The following is a 19792-nucleotide window of genomic DNA, read 5'->3' as shown; positions in this document are numbered from 1 at the left end:
CTCAGATCCAGCGACGGGCGGTTGGTCAGAACCGCCCGTTCGCACATTCTGGCAGGTTTCGAACACACAAGAGCGCGAAGTAAGCGTGAAGACCATCGCGCAGGGAATGCCGGATGTCGGCTGGACCTGTGGTGACTGCCGCCTGCTTTTTTTCTGCAGGCGGGCCATGGGTTGCGGCCTGCAGCCCGGCATTCCCTGCGCCCTCCGACTTCGAGGGTGAACGACAGCAGCATCACTCGGGCTCACCGTGCCGCGAGAACAATTTCGCATGAGTGGACGTCGTGATTGCGAGCGCAGCAACTCAGAATTTTTCCGCGGGGGGACTCCGTTTTTGCGCGGTGATCGAGAAGCGGAGTTTTCGTCTTTGCGAATTCCTCGTGCCTCTCTCACCGCCTCAAGCCTGTATGAGCTTCGATCCAGCGCCGCCCTCCGCTGTCGTCCCGGGCAAGTCACGACGCCGCGCCAGCGGCGGCGGGGCGCCGACCCGGGATCCATAGCCACAGGGAGATGTTTTGCGCACGATATCGAACGAGTCTTGCCAGATCATGGCTGCCGGTGGCTATGGGCCCCCTGCGTTCGCAGGGGCGACAGCGGAGGTTGTGGCGGAGTTGCGGGCCCGAGCCTCGTTGATACGCCGCCGCCGGCCATGACGTGTCCTTCCGACAAGCGCCTAGATCCCCAGCGCCTCCAGCGCCGCGGCGACATCGGCTGTCGAGCGCACCAGCACCGCATTCAGCCCGCTGGCCCGCGCGCCCTCGACGTTTTCGGCGAGATCGTCGAAGAACACGATCCGCTTGGCGGGCACGCCGATCGCTCGCACCACGTGATCATACGCCTCGGCATCCGGCTTGCGCAGGCCGATCGACGACGACAGGAAGATCTCGCGAAAGTGACCGAGCAGATCGGCGTAAACAGGCGAGAAGTGATCGATGTGCGGCTGGTTGGTGTTGGAGAACGCGTAGAGCGGCAGCTTTTCCGCCGCGCGTGCGAGCAGCGCGGCGATGCCCGGCATCGCGCCGACGAAGATCGCGTTCCAGCCCTCGAGAAACTGCGCGTCGGTGATGTCGATGCCGAGCTGCTGGCGCAGGTTGGCGAAGAACGCGGCGTCGGAAACGGTGCCACGCTCATGGCCGTGATAGATCTCGTCGCGCACGAAGCGCGCCGCGATCTGCTCGGGCGGACAGCCGGCATGCGCCGCCCAGCGCGAGACCACCTGGACGAAATCGATGTCGATGACGACGCGGCCGAGATCGAACAGCAGCGCATCGGCCGCGCCGGGGCGGAGAGCGGAGGAGGGCATGGACAGCGGCGGCGGTGCCTGGTGTGGAAGCGACGGAGCGCCTCCTCAATAGCGATAGGGCTCGATGTCGACCAGCGGAAACGCGCTGACCACGCTCGGCAGGTTGGTGGCGGTCGCCGGATGCAGATAGGATGCGTTCAGCTCCGCGAACGAGGTGACGCCGAGCAGGCCGAGCGCGCGGATGACCTCGTCCTCCAGCAGCTCGAGCATGCGCAGGATGCCGTCCTCGCCGGCGGCCGCCAGCGCCCAGCATTGCAGCCGGCCAATGCCGACGAGATCGGCGCCGGAGGCGATCGCCTTGACGATGTCGGTGCCGCGGCAGAAGCCGCCGTCGACCATGATCCTGGCCCGGCCCTTCACCGCCGCGACGATCTCCGGCAGCACGTGCATCGCGCCGCGGCCATGATCGAGCTGGCGGCCGCCATGGTTGGAGACGTAGATCCAGTCGACGCCGTGATCGACCGCGATCTGCGCGTCCTCGGCGGTCGCGATGCCCTTGATGATCAGCGGCAGCTTGAACTTGTCCTTGATCAGCTTGACGGTGTGCCAGCTCAGCGCCTTCTGATGATCGCCGCCGGTCGCGCGCAGCCGGCTTTCGCGCACGTAGCGCTTGGCGATGTCGCGCTCGCGCCGGCTGTAGTGGGCGGTGTCGACGGTGAGGCAGAACGCCGTGTAGCTGTTGGCGACGGCGCGGCTGACGTAGTCCTCGACGAAGGCGTCGTCACCGCGGACATAGAGCTGGAAGATGCGCAGCGCGTCGGGAGCGGCCTCGGCGGTCTTCTCCAGCCCGGGCTCGGACACCGAGCTCAGCATATGAGCGGCCCCGAATCGTCCGGCACCACGGGCGACGCTGGCGGCCCCTGCCGGATCGAAGATTTCGAGCGCGCCGACCGGGGCCAAGACCACCGGCAGGCGCAGCCTGCGGCCGAAGGTTTCGACCGAGGCATCGACCCTGGAGACGTCGCGCAACACGCGCGGACGGAACGCGATCTCGTCCAGCGCCATCCGGTTCCGGCGCAGCGTGGTCTCGGTTTCGGCGCCGCCGATGATGTAGTCCCAGGCATTCTGGTTGAGCTGGGCCCGCGCCTTGCGGATGAACTCGTGCAGGTTCTGGAACTTCTCGTCGCTCGAGCCGAGCTCGACGTTCCGCCACCCGGCCTCGATCGGGGTCTGTTGGTTCATGGTTGCCTCCCAGCGACTGTCACGTTTCCCGGTTTTGCCGCGGAGCATTGCCCATCGAGCGGTCCGGGTGCAAGCCATTCCGAACTGGAGTTCGCCGGGCCTGCAAAGGCGTTCGCCGCAGCCGCCGGCGGTCGAATCGCGTCGTCGCCCACGGCTCGTCGAAATGTGATGAGGGGGGCCCGTGAAAGACCGGGTATGTGCAGTCCGGGCTCAGGGGACAGGCGCAACCCTGATCTTGATTTCGGCCTGCGAACGTCCATTTCGGATACGGGCGCCGGCGGCCGGGCTCCGGTACGGCGGCGCAATATCGGCCTTGAAGAAACCGGAAATGTGGTGTGAGTTCGCAACACAATCGCGCCGGCGATGCGTGCGGACCCTTTTAGATCGGCCGGCCATCAACAAACGCTCGGGAAGCAAACAATGCGGAAAAACTGGCTGTTCTTGGCGGGCACGATGACCGGCGTCGGTCTGACCCTGATGGTGACGGGTCCCGACGGCGCGCAACTCGTGGCCAAAGCCAAGGCCGCGGCCGGCATGGCCGACACCTATTCGCAGCTCAATTTGTTCGGTGCGGTGTTCGAGCGTGTCCGCGCCGACTATGTCGAGAAGCCCAGCGATCCCGCGCTGATCGAAGGCGCCATCAACGGCATGGTGTCGTCGCTCGATCCGCATTCGCGCTACATGAACGACAAATCCTGGCGCGACATGCAGGAGACGACGTCCGGCGAGTTCGGCGGACTCGGTCTCGAGGTCACGATGGAGGATGGCCTGGTCAAGGTCGTGGCGCCGATCGACGATACGCCCGCGTCCAAGGCCGGCATCCTCTCCGGCGACCTCATCGCCAAGATCGACGGCGAGAACGTACAGGGGCTGACGCTGGAGCAGGCGGTCGCCAAGATGAAGGGCGGCGTCAACACCAAGACCAAGCTCACCATCATGCGAAAGGGCAAGGACGCGCCGCTCGACGTCGTGCTGAACCGCGAGATCATCAAGGTGCGGCCGGTGCGTTACCACACCGAGGGCGGCGACATAGGCTACATCCGCATCACCTCGTTCAACGAGCAGACCACCGATGGTCTGCGCAAGGCCGTCGCCACCATCTCCAAGGAGATCCCGCAGGAGAAGCTCGCCGGCTACGTGGTCGACCTGCGCAACAATCCGGGCGGCCTGCTCGACCAGGCGGTGTCGGTCTCCAGCACGTTCCTGCCGCGCGGCGAGGTGGTTTCCACCCGCGGCCGCAATCCGGAAGAGACGCAGCGCTTCACCGCCCGCGGCGGCGATCTCACCAAGGGCAAGCCGCTCGTGGTGTTGATCAATGGCGGCTCGGCCTCGGCCTCGGAGATCGTGGCCGGCGCGCTGCACGATCACAAGCGTGCGACGCTGGTCGGCACGCGCTCGTTCGGCAAGGGCTCGGTGCAGACCATCATTCCGCTCGGCGCCGGCAATGGCGCGCTGGCGCTGACCACGGCGCGCTACTACACGCCGTCGGGCCGCTCGATCCAGGCGCAGGGCATCGCGCCGGACATCGAGGTCAAGCAGGACGTGCCGGACGAATTCAAGGATCGCGGCGATCTCAAGGGGGAGGCCGGCATGCGCGGCCATCTCTCGGCCGCCGACGGCACCGAGCAGACCGGGTCGCAGTCCTACGTTCCGCCGGACGAGAAGGACGACAAGGCGCTGCACGCCGCATTCAACGTGCTGCGGGGCGTCACGGTGAACGCCGATGTCCGCGCCAAGGCGGCAGTGCCGAACTGATCTGCGAAGTGGGCGGGTGCGCGGCTTGCGACGCTCGATGCTCACACCCGACGGGGCGGCCCTGAGGCCGTCCCGCCGTGGTTTTCGACCAGCGTGTACTGGCGGACACGGAGCATGTCCGTCTGTGTCCGATAGATCATGGCGGAGCTGTGGACTTCAAGCGGCGAACGGGACGACTGGTCGGCAGGGTTTGAATCTGGCTTGCGGAAACGCCTCAAATTGCAACGGTATTTATCGGTTCGGAACCGGCTCAGGCGGCGTCCGAGCGCGAACGGCGGCCGGATGAGCGATTGGTGCGCTGCGCGGCGAACAATTGCCGCACGTCGGCCGCCGGCTTCGGAGGGCTGAAGAGATAGCCCTGCATCTCCGAGCAGCCGAGCCGTTTCAGCACCTGGCGCTGCGCCTCGGTCTCGACGCCCTCGGCGGTCGTCGACATCTTGCGGATGGCGGCAATGTTGACCACGGCCTGCACGATCGCCGCGGAGCCCTCGCTCTCGGTGATGTCCTGGACGAAGCAGCGGTCGATCTTGATCTTGTCGAACGGAATGCGCTGCAGATAGCTGAGGCTCGAATAGCCGGTGCCGAAATCGTCGAGCGCGATGCGGACGCCGAGCGCGCGCAACTGGTGCAGGGTGTCGAGCGCGTCGTCGTCGCGGATCAGCACTGCTTCGGTGATCTCGAGCTCCAGCCGATGCGGCGGCAGGCCGGAGGTCGCAAGGGCATTGGCGACCTTGAGCGCCAGGGTGCCGCTCTTGAACTGCACCGGCGAGACGTTGACGGCGAGCCGGATGCCGTCCGGCCAGCTCACCGCCTCGGTGCAGGCGACCTGGAGGACGCGTTCGCCGAGCAGGTTGATGAGGCCGGTGTCCTCGGCGATCGGAATGAACTCGGCCGGCGAGACGCTGCCGCGCACCGGATGCTTCCAGCGCACCAGTGCCTCGCAGCCGACGATGCGGTCGTCCTGCAGGCTCAGGCAAGGCTGGTAGTAGACCTCGAGCCGATCGTCGGCGATGGCCTGGCGCAGGTCGACCTCGAGCTGGTGGCGCGCCTTGACCTGGGCGTCCATCTCGGGCTCGAAGAAGCGCCAGGTGCGCCGTCCCGCGCCCTTGGCGGCGTACATTGCCAGATCGGCGTTCTTCATGATCTGGTCGAGATCGGTGCCGTGCTCGGGGATCAGCGCCACGCCGATCGAGGCGTCGGCGGTGAGCTGATGGCCGAGGCAGTCGCGCGGCGCGCGGATCGCGCCGAGAATGTCCTCGATCAGCTGTTCGACGTCCTCGCGGTTGCGGATCGCCGTCTGAACCACGGCGAACTCGTCGCCGCCGAGGCGGGCGACGAATCCCGTGGTGCCGACACAGGCGCTCAGGCTCGCCGCGACGGACTTCAACAGCTCGTCGCCGACGAGATGGCCGAGCGAATCGTTGACGCCCTTGAACTCGTCGATGTCGATGTAATGCAGCGCGAGGCGCCGGCCTTGGGGGACGCCGGTCAGCTCCTCCTTGAGGCGCTCGTGGAACAGGGTGCGGTTCGGCAGATCCGTCAGGGCGTCGTAGTGCGCCAGATGCGTGATCTGCTCCTCGGACCGTTTGCGCTCGGTAATGTCCTCGTGGGTGGCGAGCCAGCCGCCGCCCGCGATCGGCTCGTTGACGATCTGGATCCAGCGACCGTCCGTGGTCTCGATGATCTGCGAGGTCTTGCGGCCGATGTCGCGCAGCACCGCATCGGCATATTCGCCGTCGTCGCCCGCGAGCGAGCCGGTCGCCTTGCGGTGCGCGATCAGCTCGCGGAACGTGCAGCCTGGTTTCACGACGTCGGCCGACAGGCCGTACATGTCGACGTAGCGCTGGTTGCTGATGACCAGGCGCTCCGATGCGTCGAACAGCAGGAGGCCCTGGGTCATGTTGTTGACGGCCTTGTCGAGCCGTTCCTTCTCCAGCGTCAAGCGGCGGCTCGAAACGTCGTGGTCGCTGATCAGCCGGCGCACCACGACGTAGAGCATGCCGGCGATCAGCAGCACCGATGTCACGCCGACGGCGATCAGGAAGCGCATCTGCTCGCGCCAGTCAGCGAGCGCCGCCGAGACCGTTGTCGTCGCGGTCACGATCAAGGGATAGCTCGTCAGCCGGTGCGATGCGCCGATGCGGTGCTCGCCGTCGACGGGGCTGCTGAAAATGCCCGTGGTGTTGCCATCGCCGGCCAGGATCTGGCGGAAGATCGGCGCGTTCTTGTAGTTCTGGTTCTGCATGCCCTCATGGCGTGGATGGCGGGCCAGAAGGGTTCCGTCGCGATGCATCATCGAGATCGCCGCGTCGGGCCCGAGCGCAACGGAGGCGAAGAACCGCTCGACATTGATGGGTTCGAGACTGCGGCTGATGATGCCCAGGAACTCGCCGCTGGGACTGGTCAGTTTCAGGGCGATGACCGCGACATAGGTGCCGGTGATCCGGCCCACGACCGGTTCGATCAGCAGTTGCGGCGCAGTCGGATCGGATTTCAGCCGCTTGAAAAATGTGCGATCGGCAATGTTGACGGGCGGCACCGGCCAAGCCGCTCCGGAGTTGATCAGGTTGCCCTCGGCGTCGAAGATGTTCAAACCGCCGACATAGGTCACCGCGCTCAGCTTGTCCTTCAGCATGGCATTGACGGCGGCACTTCCCATCTGCTCCTTGAAGCGGGCGCCGGTGTCGATGTGGTTCTGTCGGACGTAGTTGGCGAGATCGCGCTGGATCGCGCCGAGATCCTCCATCTGCTGATCGAAATGACGCGCCAGCAAAAGGACGGTGTTCTCCAGCTCGCGCGTCGCGCTGTTCAGCGCGCGTTCCCGGAAACTGTCGGCCATGATGGTCGTGCCGATCGCGATGGCTGCAATCAGCACGAGGCCTCCGCCGACCAGCCAGCGGATCGGTCCACCGCGGTCGGTCGAAGCTCTGAGGGCATTCCGTGGACTGGCGTTGGTCGTCATCGGCCCCTGAATACGCTTGCGATAGGCGCTTCGGGATGGACCGCTACGACGTCCCTCCCACAACCATTGCTATAGGCCCGCTATGGAAGTGAGGTTAGGAAGTTGAGTTAGCGAACAATTAATTCGAAGTTGTATTTGACTTGGTAATCTCTTCAGGCGCGATAGTGCCCGGACTTGCCGCCGATCTTCTCGGTCAAGTGGATACCTTCGATGCGTACGCCGCGCTCGGCCGCCTTGATCATGTCGTAAATGGTCAGGCAGGCGACGGACACGGCCGTCAGGGCTTCCATTTCCACGCCGGTCGGCCCGGTCACCTTGACGGTGGCGCTGACGATGCAGCCGGGTAGCGCGGCATCGGGCGTGATGTCGACGGTGACCTTGGACAGCGCCAGCGGGTGGCACAGGGGAATCAGCTCGGAGGTCCGCTTGGCGGCCATGATGCCCGCGATGCGGGCAGTGCCGAGCACGTCGCCCTTCTTGGCGTTGCCTGACAAAATGAGCTCGAGCGTCGCCGGGCTCATGACGACGCGGCCCTCGGCGGTCGCGGTTCGCTCGGTCGCGGCCTTGTCCGACACGTCGACCATGCGGGCTTCGCCGCGGGCGTCGATGTGGGTGAGGGCGGGAGCGTCGGGCGACTTGTCGGACATGGTCACTCAGCCGCGCTGGCGGAGGCGGCATTGCGCGCGAGCAGCCCGCGCGTCGCCGCCGTGACGTCCGCCTGCCGCATCAGGCTCTCGCCGACCAGGAAGGTCTGGATGCCGACGCGCGCCAAGCGCGCGAGGTCTGCGGGCGTGAAGATGCCGCTCTCGCCGACCAGCAGGCGCTCCTTCGGCACCAGCGGCGCCAGCGCCTCGGAGGTCGCCAGCGTGGTCTCGAAGGTGCGCAGGTTGCGGTTGTTGATGCCGATCATCGGCGAGCGCAGCTTCAGCGCGCGATCGAGCTCGGCGCGATCATGGATTTCGATCAGCACATCCATGCCGTGGGCGAGCGCGGCAGCCTCGATGTCCGCAGCGGCGGCATCGTCCAGCGCGGCCATGATGATGAGGATGCAGTCGGCGCCGTGAGCACGCGCTTCGATCACCTGGTAGGTGTCGAACATGAAGTCCTTGCGCAGCACGGGCAGGGCGGTCGCGGCCCGCGCGGCGACCATGAAGTCGAGATGGCCCTGGAACGATGGCGTGTCGGTCAGCACCGACAAGCAGGCCGCGCCGCCGGCCTCGTAGGCCTTTGCGAGCACCGGCGGATCGAAATCGGCGCGGATCAGTCCCTTGGACGGCGAGGCCTTCTTCACCTCGGCGATCAGCGCGTAGTCGCCGTTTACGTGCTTGGCTCGGATCGCCGCCACGAAGCCACGCGGCGGCGAAGCGACGCGCGCGCGGGCCTCGAGTTCGGGCAGCGCGCATGCCCTCTTGGCTGCCGCGATCTCCTCGCGCTTATACGCTTCGATCTTGGTCAGGATGTCCGACATGGCACGCTCCGGTGGATCAGCTGTTGGAGACCTCGATCAGCTGCTTCAGCCGCGCCGCCGCGGCGCCGCTGTCGAGCGAATCGCGGCCGATTGCGACCCCGTCCTTCAGCGTCTTGGCACGGCCGGAGACGACCAGCGCCGCCGCAGCGTTCAGCAGAGCGACGTCGCGATAGGGGCTCGGCAGGCCGTCCAGCACGCTCTGCAGCGCCACCGCATTGGCCGCAGCGTCGCCGCCCTTCAGACCGTCGCTGCCGCACAGGCCAAGCCCGGCCTCCTCGGGCGAGACCTCGAAGGTGCGGATATGGCCGTTCTCCAGCGCGGCGACGAAGGTCGGGCCAGTCAAGGTGATCTCGTCGAGCCCGTCGGAGCCGTGCACGACCCAGGCGGCCTCCGAGCCGAGATTCTTCAACACGTGGGCCAATGGCTCGACCCATTGCCGCGAGAACACGCCGACCATCTGGCGCCTGACGCCGGCCGGATTGGACAGGGGACCGAGCAGATTGAAGATCGTGCGGGTGGCGAGCTCGACCCGGGTCGGTCCGACGTTCTTCATCGCCGGATGATGCGCGGGCGCGAACATGAAGCCGATGCCGGCCTCGTGCACGCATCGTCCGACCTGGTCCGGCTTCAGGTCGATCTTGACGCCGAGCGCGGCGAGCACGTCGGCGGCGCCGGACCGCGACGACAGTGCGCGGTTGCCGTGCTTGGCGACCGGCACGCCGGCGCCGGCCACGATGAAGGAGGCGCAGGTCGAGACGTTGACCGAGCCGGAGCCGTCACCGCCAGTGCCGACGATGTCGACCGCGCTCGCCGGCGCATCGACGCGCAGCATCTTCGCCCGCATCACGCTGACGGCGCCGGTGATCTCCTCGACCGTCTCGCCGCGCACGCGCAGCGCCATCAGCAGCGCGCCCATCTGCGACGGCGTCGCCTCGCCCGACATCATGCTGTCGAAGGCGGACGCCGCCTCCTCGCGGGACAGCGGCGCGCCGGTCGCGACCTTGCCAATGATCGACTTGAGATCGTCCATCACGCGTGCCCCTAGCAAACCGTCACTGATTGTTGCCGCCGACCACCTGGGCCACGGCGGCCTCGTTGATCGTCGTCCCGATGTCCTTCTCGAGCTTCATGACATAGGCCGTGCCTTGCTCGTCGGCGAGCGCGCGCTGCAACTGATCCTTCAGCTTCTTGGTGTCCTCGGACGCAAGGTCGACCTTCGGATCGATGATGTCGGTGACTCGGAACACGATCCACTGCCGGCCGCCATCAGCCTCGGTCTGGCCGACGCCGTCCTTGGCGGTGCGGAACGCGGCGGTGATCGCTCCGGTGGGGACGCCGGGCACCGAGGCGTCGCGCTTGAACGCGCTGGCCGTCTCGATCTTCACGCCCAGCGATGTCGCCTCATCGGCGAGCTTGCCCCCCTCGTTGAGCTTCTTGACCAGCTCGGTGGCTTTGGCGCGCAGCTTCGCTGCGACCTCGTCGTCGCGCCAGCGCGCGGCGACCTGATCCTTGACCTCGTCGAGGGCGCGATCGCGCGGCGGGGTGATGCCGAGAACCTCGAACCAGACATAGCCGCCGCGGAACGAGATCGGCTCGTTGTCGACACCGACGTCGCTGGTGAAGGCCTGCGCAACGACATCAAGGCCAAGCGGGATGTTCGAAACGGGCTGGCCGTTGGGTTGCTTGCCGGACCTGTCGACCGCTTCGAGCGTAACGGCATTGAGACCGAGCTTCTTGGCGGCCTCGGCCACGCTGGCGCCGCCGCCGCGCTCATCTTCCATCTTGTCGCGAAGATTGGCGACTTGCGACTTGGCGCGGTCGGCTGCGATCTCTTTCTTGATCTCGGCAGCGACGCTCTCATATTCGGGCTGCTGGCCCGGCTGAATCGCGCTGACCTTGACCAGCGCCACGTTGAACGCGCCCTTGACCGGCTGGCTGACCTCGCCGGTCGGCAGCGAGAAGGCGGTATCGGCAACGACAGGGTCGAGAATCGCCGATTTCGTCACCAGACCGAGATCGAGATCGGCCGGGTTGAGGTTGCGCTCCTTGGCGAGCTCGTCGAACGTGACTTCACCCGCGGCGATCCGGGCGCGCGCCGCCTGTGCCTCCTCCATGGTGGGGAAGGTCATCTGCTGGACCTGGCGCTTCTCCGGCGTGCCCATCAGCGCCTTGCGCTGGTCGAACAGCTTCCTGGCGTCCTCGTCAGAAACGTCGGTCGACTTGCCGATCTCTTCGGGTGTCACCACGACGAACGAGATCTTGCGATATTCCGGCGCCTTGAACTGGGCTTTGTGCTCATCGAAATAGGACGCGAGAACCTCGGGCGAGGGCGCACCGATGGTGCCGGCCTGCGCCGCGTCGAGCTTGATGTAATCGATCGAGCGCTGCTCGTTCTGGAAGCGGCTCAGCGCCTCGAGCATCGTGTTGGACGGCTCCAGCCCGGCCGCGATCGTGCCGGTGATCTGCCGCCGCAGCGACTGTCGTCGCTGGTCAGCCAGATAGCGCTGCTCGGTGAAGCCGAAATTGCGGATGATGGCCTGGAAACGCTGCGGGTCGAATGCCCCGTTCGGGCCCTTGAAGTTGGGATCGCTGAGGATCACCCGCATGGTCTCCGCATCGGACTGGGCGAGACCGAGACGGCGAGCCTGCTCGTCGAGGGCGGCTTCCGCAATCGTCTGCTGCAGCACGGAGCGGTCGAGCCCGAACATGTGGGCCTGCTCGGTGGTCAGCGGACGGCCGAGCTGGCGGCCGATCTGCTGCAGCCGGTCGGTATAGATCTGCCGGAAGTCGTTGATCGAGATCTCCGTGCGTCCCACGGTTGCAGCCGTCGACTGCCCGAAGCCGCGGAAGATGTCGGCGATGCCCCAGATGCCGAAACTGACGATCAAAACGCCCATGACCACCGCCATGATGGTCTTGCCGAGCCAGTTTGATGAGGCCTTGCGTAATCCTCGAAGCATGGGTCCAGTCTGTCTGCAGGAAAAAGGATGAAGAGGCCGCGCCTTAAAGCAGATTCCGCGAAAGGCCGTCGCCGAGTTGAAACGGCTTATAAAGAGGCAGCCGCCCGGTCGCAACCTCGGCCCTGAGGCCGATTGAAGCGGTGAGAAGACGGCTCCCGCTCTGGTGCTCCTCGAAGGGCTCTGCTAGCCGATGTCCGTCACAACATTTGCTGGAATCCCGCCATGACCGACCGCATCCGGCCGCTGATCGCCGGCAACTGGAAAATGAACGGCCTGAAGACCTCGACCGCCGAGTTCGACGCTATGCTGGCCGGAGCCGCCGAGGTCACCGGCAAGGCCGACCTGCTGGTCTGTCCTCCCGCCACCCTGGTGGCAGGCTTCGCCGAGCGGGCGCGCGGCCCCCACGCGATCGCGATCGGCGCGCAGGACTGCCACCCTAAGGCCTCAGGAGCCCATACCGGGGACATTTCGGCGGAGATGCTGGCCGATGCTGGCGCCAGCGCCATCATCGTCGGCCATTCCGAGCGCCGTGCCGATCATGGCGAAAGCGATGTTGTGGTGCACCAGAAGACCGAGGCGGTGTGGCGCGCGGGGCTGGTCGCGGTCGTTTGCGTGGGCGAAACCCAGCAGCAGCGCGATGCCGGACAGACGCTCGACATCCTGCGCGGCCAGCTCAACCTCAGCCTGCCGCAGGACTCACGGGCCGACAACCTGGTCGTGGCCTATGAGCCGGTTTGGGCGATCGGCACCGGCCTCACGCCGACCGCCAAGGATGTCGAGCAGATTCATGCCTTTATTCGGCAATTGCTGATCGACCGCTTCAAGGAGCAGGGGGCGCGCATGCGTATCCTCTATGGTGGCTCGGTCAAGCCCTCCAATGCCGCCGAGCTGATGGCGGTCGCCAACGTCAACGGGGCGCTTGTCGGCGGCGCTAGCCTGAAAGCGGCTGATTTTCTCGCAATTGCGAAGGGCTGTTGAGAGCCGAGCTGAGCCGGGCGCTCTGATACCCCGCGCCTCATGCCGCTTCTCCAATCCGCTTCCAATAGATCATCGTGCCGGTGAGGCCGCCATGCGGCTTCACGGCATAGTCTGGAATGATGCCGCTCAGCTGGAAGCCGACGCCTTCATAGAGTGATGAGGCGCCGCCATCTTCGGCGGTGTCGAGCACGAGCATCGTGCGGCCGTGCCCGCGCGCGAGGGTTTCTGCCGCATCCAGCAGAGCACGTGCGACGCCGCGCTTACGATGGCTCACGCGGGTCATCATCTTGGCGATCTCGGCGCGATGTGGCTGGTTCGGCGGCAGCTTCAGCTGCAGCGTCACCGTCCCGATCAGGTCCTGCCCGTCAAAGGCCCCCAGCACGATTCGTTCGCCGCGCTCCGCGGCCGCGAGCGAGTCCTGCCAGAAAGCATCGGCATCGCCGGAGCTGAGCGGGTGCATGAAGCTGACGGACCCGCCATGGGCCACTGTTTCGATCAGCATCGCGCTCAGCGCCGCGCGAATGGCCGGCGTGTCGGACAAGGCTGCGATTCGCGGTAACATGCTCAACTCCGGGCAAGCGCCACGACGTAGACGCAGGGTGCGTCCGATTCGTTGGCAAAGGTGGTGTCGATCGGTGGGCCGAAGCCGAGGCAGTCGCCGGGGCCGAGGACGTGGCGGTCCGCGCCTTCCGTGATGGTCAATTGTCCGCTCTGCACCCAGAGAAGCTGGCGGATGTGGATGTATGAAGAGGCCGGCAAGGTCACGCTGCGGTGCGCCGGCATCTCGACCGTCACCAACTCGATCGGATGATCCGGCCTGAGAAAGACCTGGCGCCTGACATAGCCCGTCTCCGGATCGCGCCAGACCGGCTGCTCGGCCGCCTTGGACAGGCGCTCCGACTGGGCTTCGGCGCGGAGCATCAGGCCGGCCAGCGTGAGGTCGAACGCGCTTGCGAGCTTCACCAGGATGACCGCGGTCGGGCTGACCTCGGCACGCTCGATCTTGCTGATGGTTGCCTTCGACACGCCGGAGCGTTCGGCGAGGTCGGACAGCGACCACCCGCGGGCGTCGCGTTCCAGCAGCAGGCGGCGCGCGAGCCGCTGGCTGAAATCGTCCATTATTTGATCCATTCGTCTCTGATAATGGATATCGAGGCGGACGGCAAGGGGCGACCCCGAGGGCTACATCGGCGCTTGTGTGAAGCGTGCTTGCGATTATCTGCGGGGTGGCGTTGCTCGACACGATCGTGTAACACCGCGCAAATTTCCGAATAGCCCGCGAAGCTCTCGCGATCCCGGCCTCCGGCCGGGGCCTGCGAGGGCTTGTGACGGAAGGTCACCATGCAGACTGTCTTGATCGTCATTCACCTCATGATCGTCGCCGTCCTGATCGGCGCGGTGCTGTTGCAGAAGTCCGAAGGCGGCGGCCTCGGCATGGGCGGCGGCGCCGGCTTCATGTCGAGCCGCGGCACGGCGAACCTGCTGACGCGCACCACGGCGATCCTGGCGGTCGGCTTCTTCCTCACCAGCCTGGCCCTGACCTGGCTGGCAGGATACGATCGCAAGCCGGCCTCGATCCTCGGCACCGTGCCTGGGCAGACCCAATCGGGCGGGGCGACCCCGGTGGCGCCGACCAGCGGTGGCGTGCTCGACCAGCTCAAGAAGGCCGACGAGCAGCAGGCCCCCGCGGCACCGAGCGCGCCGCAGGCCCCGCAGTCGCAATAAAGCGGGCAAGCCATGCAGGAACGCAGTTGGCGTCCTGCATCATGAGGCGGTCTCAAGTCCCTGAGGCCATTCATATTTTGACGTCACCCACAGGCCCGCGACGACGTTGCGGGCCGACCACGATTCGTTTTGGCGAATCGCATCAGCGGCATTAAAGGTAGGGTCCCATGGCGCGGTACATCTTCATCACCGGCGGCGTGGTTTCCTCGCTCGGAAAGGGTCTGGCTTCAGCCGCGTTAGGCGCGCTGCTGCAGGCCCGCGGCTACAAGGTCCGGCTTCGCAAGCTCGACCCCTATCTCAACCTCGATCCAGGCACGATGTCGCCGTATCAGCACGGCGAAGTGTTCGTGACCGACGACGGCGCCGAGACCGATCTCGATCTCGGCCATTACGAACGCTTCACCGGGCGGCCCGCGACCAAGGCCGACAACATCACCACAGGGCGGATCTACCAGGACATCCTGACGAAGGAGCGCCGTGGCGACTATCTCGGCGCGACCATCCAGGTCGTCCCGCACGTGACGAATGCGATCAAGGATTTCGTCCTGTCCGGGAATGACGAGTACGATTTCGTGCTGGTCGAGATCGGCGGCACCGTCGGCGACATCGAGGGCCTGCCGTTCTTCGAGGCGATCCGCCAGCTCGGCAACGAGCTGCCGCGCCATCACGCGATCTACATCCATCTCACGCTGCTCCCGTACATCCCGAGCGCCGGCGAGTTGAAGACCAAGCCGACGCAGCATTCGGTCAAGGAGCTGCGCTCGATCGGCATCCAGCCGGACATCCTGCTGTGCCGCACCGACCGCCCGATCCCGAAAGAGGAACGGCGCAAGCTCGGCCTGTTCTGCAACGTGCGCGAAAGCGCCGTCATCGAGGCGCGCGACGTCGACAACATCTATGCCGTGCCCGAGGCGTATCACGCCGCCGGTCTGGACGACGAGGTGCTGGCCGCGTTCGGCATCGAGCCGCGGGTGCCGCCGGCGCTGTCGAGCTGGCACACGATCAACGAGCGCGTCCGCAACCCGGAAGGCGACGTGACGATCGCGATCGTCGGCAAGTACACGGGCATGAAGGATGCCTACAAGTCGCTGATCGAGGCGCTGTCGCATGGCGGCATCGCCAACAAGGTCCGCGTCAAGCTCGACTGGATCGAGAGCGAGGTGTTCGAGAACGAGGACCCCGCGCCGTTCCTCGAGCACGTCAACGGCATCCTGGTGCCCGGCGGCTTCGGCCAGCGCGGCGCCGAGGGCAAGATCCGCGCGGCGCAGTTCGCGCGGGAGCGCGACGTGCCGTATTTCGGCATCTGCTTCGGCATGCAGATGGCGGTGATCGAGGCCGCGCGCAATCTGGTCGGGATCACCGAGGCCAACTCGACCGAGTTCGGTCCGACGAAGGAGCCGCTGGTCGGCCTGATGACCGAGTGGCTGCGCGGCAACGAGCTGGAGAAGCGCTCCAAGAGCGGCGATCTCGGCGGCACGATGCGGCTCGGCGCCTATCCTGCGGCGCTCAAGCGCGGCAGCCGCGTGTCCGAGGTCTATGGCGGCGCGACCGAGATCTCCGAGCGCCATCGCCACCGCTACGAGGTCAACACCGCCTACAAGGACCGGCTCGAGCAGCATGGCCTGAAGTTCTCCGGCCTGTCGCCGGACGGCGTGCTGCCGGAGATCGTCGAGTACGAGGACCATCCGTGGTTCATCGGCGTCCAGTTCCACCCCGAGCTGAAGTCGCGCCCGTTCGAGCCGCATCCGCTGTTCGCGTCCTTCATCCAGGCGGCGGTCGTGCAGAGCCGGCTGGTCTGAGCCAGACGCGAGGGGCGAGCGATCACCCCTCTCCATGAGCACGCTGCTCATGGCCAATGTGCAGCGCCGATTTCGGAGCCGGACCCTCATGGTGAGGAGCGTCGCCCTCTGCGACGCGTCTCGAACCATGAGGCCACAGTACGGGCCTCGCCCTTCGAGACGACCGCCTGCGGCGGTCTCCTCAGGGTGAGGGTCGAACAACGTTCCAAGTGGCGCAAATCTCTCTCCACGAGCAAACGGCCCGTCGCCAAAGCGCAGCGGCAGGAGACGCGTTGAGCCATCTCCAACCCTGCGGCCACAGCGGTCACTCCGCCTTTGACGGCAGCAGTGATTGTTGCGACAACGCTCCCTGTTCACGCGAAGCAAGAACAGATCAGGGAGGATCACATGATCTATGAGAGCCGCATCTATCGCTGCATTCCCGGCCGCCTGCCGGCGCTGCTCAAGCGTTTCGAAAACACGACGCTGAAGCTGTGGGAAAAGCACGGCATCCGCCCGGTCGGCTTCTTCACCACCCTGATCGGCGAGTCCAACCAGGACCTGACCTATTTCCTCGCCTGGGAGTCGCTCGCCGAGCGCGAGACCAAATGGACCGCGTTCATGACCAATCCGGACTGGATCGCGGCGCGCGCCAAGAGCGAGGAGGACGGCCAGATCGTCGCCAACATCACCAGCCAGTTCCTGGTGCCGACCGCGTTCTCGGCGCTGAAGTAGAGGCCGGGGAGGGGCGGGGATGACCGATCCCCGCAACCCTGCTATTCGCGGGGCCGCGCCGGGTTGATCCGGCGGCCTGCGCCGGGTCATGGTCGCGCGCACGAAGAGGATGAAGTTGTGAACGCTCCGATCTCCGCCGCGCCGGTCGTCAGCCTCGGCTCCGTCAAGTTTGGCAATCAGCTGCCGCTCGCTGTCATCGCCGGGCCGTGCCAGCTCGAGAGCCGCGCCCACGCGCTCGAGGTCGCCTCGGCGCTGAAGGAGATCGCGACGCGCCTGAACATCGGCCTCGTCTACAAGACCTCGTTCGACAAGGCCAACCGCACCTCTGGCTCCGCCGCGCGCGGGCTTGGCCTCCAGCAGTCGCTGCCGATCTTCGCGGAGATCCGCGCCTCGCTCGGCCTTCCCGTGCTGACCGATGTCCATGACGCGAGCCAGTGCGCCGAGGTGGCGCAGGCCGTCGACATCCTGCAGATCCCCGCCTTCCTATGCCGCCAGACCGACCTGCTGCTCGCGGCCGCCGCGACCGGCAAGGTGATCAACGTCAAGAAGGGCCAGTTCCTGGCACCGTGGGATATGGCGAACGTCGTTGCCAAGATCACCGGCGCCGGCAATCCGAACGTGCTGGCGACCGAGCGCGGCGTCTCGTTCGGCTACAACACGCTGGTCTCGGACATGCGGTCGCTGCCGATCATGGCGCGCACGACCGGGGCGCCGGTCATCTTCGACGCCACGCATTCGGTGCAGCAGCCGGGCGGGCAGGGCACCTCGTCGGGCGGCCAGCGCGAATTCGTACCGGTGCTGGCGCGCGCCGCGGTCGCGGTCGGCGTCGCCGGCGTGTTCATCGAGACCCATCCCGATCCGGATCATGCGCCCTCCGATGGGCCGAACATGGTGCCGCTCGCCCAGTTCGAGGCCTTGTTGAAGACGCTGATGGACTTCGACCGGCTGGCCAAGGCGCAGACGACAGACGCCATCAGCTGATGCACCAGCCCGTCGCCAAGCCCGCAGACAACAAGTTTCCGCCGGCCGTGAACATCATCGCGCTGGCGGGCTTCTCGGCGGCGCTGTCGACGCGGGCGCTCGATCCGGTGCTGCCGCATGTCGCCGAGGATTTTTCGATCAGCATCGCGACGGCGGCCGGCATCGCCGCCGGCTATGCGCTGATCTACGCGCTGATCCAGCCGGCGATCGGCGCCGCCGCCGATCTGTTCGGCAAGGCGCGGCTGATGACGCTGTGCCTCGCGCTGCTCGGCGTCGCCAGCATCCTTGGCGCGCTCGCCACCTCGTTTCCGCTGCTGTTCGCCTCGCGCATTCTCGCTGGCGTTGCCTCGGGCGGCGTGTTCCCGGTCGCGCTCGGATTGACCAGCGATCTCGTCGCGCCCGACAAGCGCCAGGTTGCGATCGGCCGGACGCTGGCGGGATCGATGGCCGGCAACCTGCTCGGCGCCACGGCCTCCGGCATCATCGGCGACTTCATCGGCTGGCGCGGCGTGCTCGCGATCCTCGGCGCGCTCGGACTGATCGCCTCGCTCGCGGTGGCGGCCGGTTTCCGCGGCGCCAAGGTCACCCACGTGCCGACCACGGATCTCGCCGCGCTGAGGAAGGGCTACCGCACCATCTTCACCAACCCGAATGCGCGCTTCTGCTTTCCGGCGGTGTTCGTCGAAGGCTGCTGCGTATTCGGGCTGTTTCCGTTCATCGCCTCGTTCCTGTTCGACCTCGGCGAAACCTCGCTGTCGATCGCCGGCATCGTCATCGCGGGTTTTGCGGTCGGCGGCCTGTTCTACACCTTCACGGTGTCGAGCTTCCTGCCGCGGCTCGGCGTCAACGGCATGATGATCGTGGGCGCGGGACTGGTCGGCCTGCAACTCGCTGCGCTCGCCTTCGGCCCCGGCTGGAAGCTGCAGTTCGCCTGCATGCTGATGATGGGCTGGGGCTTCTACATGATCCATGGCTGCCTGCAGGTGTTTGCCAGCGAGCTGTCGATCGGCGCCCGCGCCACTGCGATGTCGCTGCACTCGTTCTTCTTCTTCCTCGGCCAGACCGTCGGCCCCATCGCCTACGGTTTTGGCGTGGTCCATGGCGGCAAGCAGCCGACGCTGCTCGCCGCCGCTGTCCTGATGGTCGCGCTCGGCTTCGCCTGCGCCGCGCTGCTGCGGCAGCGGCCGCCGGCGGATGCGGCGGCGAGCTGACCGCCCTGTCGGGCACAGGTGCATGCTCATTGCATCTGAAGACACCGAGCCATAGCCGCAGGAACGCCTGCTCATTTGTAGCTCCGTCATGGCCGGGCTTGTCCCGGCCATCCACGTCGTCCGGCACGCCGAGAAGGACGTGGATGCCCGGGACAAGCCCGGGCATGACGACGTGGAGACAGGCGAGCGCATAAAGGCCCATCGTTTGCTGCTTTAGCCCTGGGCGCACACCGCCACCATCTCGCGGCGCATCTGCGTCCGAGCTTTGCCTTTGGACATGCCCTCTTTCCGAGAAGAGGGCACGGGGAATGCCGGGAGCTGGCCGCCCCCATGGCCCGCCTGCGGAAAAAAATGCAGGCGGCAGGTACCACAGGTTCAGCCGAGACTTCCCGGCATTCCCCGCGCGATGGTTGGGCGGCTTATACGTACTCTCCCCGGGGACCGGGCTGTCTTGCCCCCGTGACCGGCGGATCATCATCACCGCCAGCGGTGCCTCAGCGTCGGGAGGCCAGGACCATACGACTTCGCCGGCGCATCAGGCTCGTTCGTCCGCGCAAATGATCACGCTGCGACCCGACACGCCCACCGCATCCCGCCTCAACGTCCGTGACGACCGCGAAGCGCCCCTCTGATCGAGACGGGACGGACGTAAGAAAACACACTTTCTGAAAAAAAGAAAGAGAAAATTTCGGACGGAAGGGCTTGGTGAGATGATGTCTCTGGTCTCGCGTCAAAATCCGACATTTGGTCGGACGTC

The 19792-nt window shown here is 66.3% G+C and carries 16 protein-coding genes and 1 pseudogene; 8 read left to right on the top strand and 9 right to left on the bottom strand.

Features of this window, described 5'->3' with window-relative positions; all coding sequences use genetic code 11:
• Nucleotides 1-220 (top strand): annotated as a pseudogene (locus ACQR1F_RS30230) (hypothetical protein); the annotation flags it as partial.
• Nucleotides 221-670: 450 nt separating this feature from the next.
• On the opposite strand, the gene ACQR1F_RS30225 reads toward ACQR1F_RS30230, so the two are convergent.
• Both ACQR1F_RS30225 and ACQR1F_RS30220 read right to left on the bottom strand, forming a co-directional pair.
• A complete protein-coding gene (locus ACQR1F_RS30225; RefSeq protein WP_434914413.1) occupies nucleotides 671-1300 on the bottom strand; it encodes an HAD family hydrolase in 630 nt (209 codons plus the stop codon).
• 45 nt (nucleotides 1301-1345) lie between these two features.
• On the bottom strand, nucleotides 1346-2482 hold the full coding sequence (locus ACQR1F_RS30220; RefSeq protein WP_315799755.1) for an alpha-hydroxy acid oxidase: 1137 nt from the start codon (nucleotides 2480-2482) through the stop codon (nucleotides 1346-1348).
• A gap of 420 nt (nucleotides 2483-2902) precedes the next feature.
• On the opposite strand from ACQR1F_RS30220, the gene ACQR1F_RS30215 reads away from it, so the two are divergent.
• A complete protein-coding gene (locus ACQR1F_RS30215) occupies nucleotides 2903-4237 on the top strand; it encodes a S41 family peptidase (protein ID WP_434907689.1) in 1335 nt (444 codons plus the stop codon).
• A 250-nt stretch (nucleotides 4238-4487) separates the two neighbouring features.
• On the opposite strand, the gene ACQR1F_RS30210 is transcribed toward ACQR1F_RS30215, so the two are convergent.
• The 5 genes from ACQR1F_RS30210 to ACQR1F_RS30190 form a co-directional block, all read right to left on the bottom strand.
• Nucleotides 4488-7199, bottom strand: coding sequence for a bifunctional diguanylate cyclase/phosphodiesterase (locus tag ACQR1F_RS30210; RefSeq protein ID WP_434914412.1), 2712 nt, complete (start codon nucleotides 7197-7199; stop codon nucleotides 4488-4490).
• Between the two features lie 152 nt (nucleotides 7200-7351).
• Nucleotides 7352-7846, bottom strand: a complete 495-nt coding sequence (moaC, locus tag ACQR1F_RS30205; protein ID WP_434899279.1) for a cyclic pyranopterin monophosphate synthase MoaC — start codon at nucleotides 7844-7846, stop codon at nucleotides 7352-7354.
• A gap of 2 nt (nucleotides 7847-7848) precedes the next feature.
• Nucleotides 7849-8667: an indole-3-glycerol phosphate synthase TrpC gene (gene trpC, locus ACQR1F_RS30200; RefSeq protein ID WP_434914411.1), complete on the bottom strand. Its 819-nt coding sequence runs from the start codon at nucleotides 8665-8667 to the stop codon at nucleotides 7849-7851.
• 16 nt (nucleotides 8668-8683) lie between these two features.
• Nucleotides 8684-9697: an anthranilate phosphoribosyltransferase gene (gene trpD, locus ACQR1F_RS30195; RefSeq protein ID WP_315799760.1), complete on the bottom strand. Its 1014-nt coding sequence runs from the start codon at nucleotides 9695-9697 to the stop codon at nucleotides 8684-8686.
• A gap of 22 nt (nucleotides 9698-9719) precedes the next feature.
• Nucleotides 9720-11627, bottom strand: coding sequence for a peptidyl-prolyl cis-trans isomerase (locus ACQR1F_RS30190; RefSeq protein ID WP_434914410.1), 1908 nt, complete (start codon nucleotides 11625-11627; stop codon nucleotides 9720-9722).
• Nucleotides 11628-11849: 222 nt separating this feature from the next.
• Between ACQR1F_RS30190 and tpiA the strand changes: the two genes are divergently transcribed.
• Nucleotides 11850-12605, top strand: coding sequence for a triose-phosphate isomerase (gene tpiA / locus ACQR1F_RS30185; RefSeq protein ID WP_434914409.1), 756 nt, complete (start codon nucleotides 11850-11852; stop codon nucleotides 12603-12605).
• Nucleotides 12606-12642: 37 nt separating this feature from the next.
• On the opposite strand, the gene ACQR1F_RS30180 is transcribed toward tpiA, so the two are convergent.
• Nucleotides 12643-13167, bottom strand: a complete 525-nt coding sequence (locus ACQR1F_RS30180) for a GNAT family N-acetyltransferase (RefSeq protein WP_315799763.1) — start codon at nucleotides 13165-13167, stop codon at nucleotides 12643-12645.
• Nucleotides 13168-13169: 2 nt separating this feature from the next.
• Nucleotides 13170-13736, bottom strand: a complete 567-nt coding sequence (locus tag ACQR1F_RS30175) for a helix-turn-helix domain-containing protein (RefSeq protein WP_434914408.1) — start codon at nucleotides 13734-13736, stop codon at nucleotides 13170-13172.
• A gap of 210 nt (nucleotides 13737-13946) precedes the next feature.
• Here ACQR1F_RS30175 and secG point away from each other — a divergent pair, with 210 nt between their 5' ends.
• The 5 genes from secG (at nucleotide 13947) to ACQR1F_RS30150 (ending at nucleotide 19035) form a co-directional block, all read left to right on the top strand.
• A complete protein-coding gene (gene secG, locus ACQR1F_RS30170) occupies nucleotides 13947-14330 on the top strand; it encodes a preprotein translocase subunit SecG (RefSeq protein ID WP_315799765.1) in 384 nt (127 codons plus the stop codon).
• Between the two features lie 167 nt (nucleotides 14331-14497).
• Nucleotides 14498-16129, top strand: coding sequence for a CTP synthase (locus tag ACQR1F_RS30165; protein WP_315750932.1), 1632 nt, complete (start codon nucleotides 14498-14500; stop codon nucleotides 16127-16129).
• A gap of 387 nt (nucleotides 16130-16516) precedes the next feature.
• Nucleotides 16517-16843 carry an NIPSNAP family protein gene (locus ACQR1F_RS30160; protein ID WP_316183674.1) on the top strand — a complete coding sequence of 109 codons (327 nt, stop codon included), beginning with the start codon at nucleotides 16517-16519 and terminating at the stop codon, nucleotides 16841-16843.
• 117 nt (nucleotides 16844-16960) lie between these two features.
• Nucleotides 16961-17824 carry a 3-deoxy-8-phosphooctulonate synthase gene (gene kdsA / locus ACQR1F_RS30155; RefSeq protein ID WP_434914407.1) on the top strand — a complete coding sequence of 288 codons (864 nt, stop codon included), beginning with the start codon at nucleotides 16961-16963 and terminating at the stop codon, nucleotides 17822-17824.
• A complete protein-coding gene (locus ACQR1F_RS30150; protein ID WP_434914406.1) occupies nucleotides 17824-19035 on the top strand; it encodes an MFS transporter in 1212 nt (403 codons plus the stop codon). Before kdsA ends, ACQR1F_RS30150 begins: the two co-directional genes overlap by 1 nt.
• Nucleotides 19036-19792 lie beyond the last annotated feature (757 nt).

The sequence above is a fragment of the Bradyrhizobium sp. HKCCYLS3013 genome (assembly GCF_051167615.1).
In the GTDB taxonomy this organism is placed as follows: domain Bacteria; phylum Pseudomonadota; class Alphaproteobacteria; order Rhizobiales; family Xanthobacteraceae; genus Bradyrhizobium.
The sequence above is the reverse complement of the archived record's forward strand: the minus strand, read 5'-3'. Positions and strand labels throughout refer to the sequence as shown.

Bases quoted from the DNA above. Each gene is read 5' to 3' on its own strand.
- ACQR1F_RS30225 (WP_434914413.1), bottom strand. From the start codon at position 1,300: ATGCCCTCCTCCGCTCTCCGCCCCGGCGCGGCCGATGCGCTGCTGTTC.
- ACQR1F_RS30220 (WP_315799755.1), bottom strand. From the start codon at position 2,482: ATGAACCAACAGACCCCGATCGAGGCCGGGTGGCGGAACGTCGAGCTC.
- ACQR1F_RS30215 (WP_434907689.1), top strand. From the start codon at position 2,903: ATGCGGAAAAACTGGCTGTTCTTGGCGGGCACGATGACCGGCGTCGGT.
- ACQR1F_RS30210 (WP_434914412.1), bottom strand. From the start codon at position 7,199: ATGACGACCAACGCCAGTCCACGGAATGCCCTCAGAGCTTCGACCGAC.
- moaC (WP_434899279.1), bottom strand. From the start codon at position 7,846: ATGTCCGACAAGTCGCCCGACGCTCCCGCCCTCACCCACATCGACGCC.
- trpC (WP_434914411.1), bottom strand. From the start codon at position 8,667: ATGTCGGACATCCTGACCAAGATCGAAGCGTATAAGCGCGAGGAGATC.
- trpD (WP_315799760.1), bottom strand. From the start codon at position 9,697: ATGGACGATCTCAAGTCGATCATTGGCAAGGTCGCGACCGGCGCGCCG.
- ACQR1F_RS30190 (WP_434914410.1), bottom strand. From the start codon at position 11,627: ATGCTTCGAGGATTACGCAAGGCCTCATCAAACTGGCTCGGCAAGACC.
- tpiA (WP_434914409.1), top strand. From the start codon at position 11,850: ATGACCGACCGCATCCGGCCGCTGATCGCCGGCAACTGGAAAATGAAC.
- ACQR1F_RS30180 (WP_315799763.1), bottom strand. From the start codon at position 13,167: ATGTTACCGCGAATCGCAGCCTTGTCCGACACGCCGGCCATTCGCGCG.
- ACQR1F_RS30175 (WP_434914408.1), bottom strand. From the start codon at position 13,736: ATGGATCAAATAATGGACGATTTCAGCCAGCGGCTCGCGCGCCGCCTG.
- secG (WP_315799765.1), top strand. From the start codon at position 13,947: ATGCAGACTGTCTTGATCGTCATTCACCTCATGATCGTCGCCGTCCTG.
- ACQR1F_RS30165 (WP_315750932.1), top strand. From the start codon at position 14,498: ATGGCGCGGTACATCTTCATCACCGGCGGCGTGGTTTCCTCGCTCGGA.
- ACQR1F_RS30160 (WP_316183674.1), top strand. From the start codon at position 16,517: ATGATCTATGAGAGCCGCATCTATCGCTGCATTCCCGGCCGCCTGCCG.
- ACQR1F_RS30150 (WP_434914406.1), top strand. From the start codon at position 17,824: ATGCACCAGCCCGTCGCCAAGCCCGCAGACAACAAGTTTCCGCCGGCC.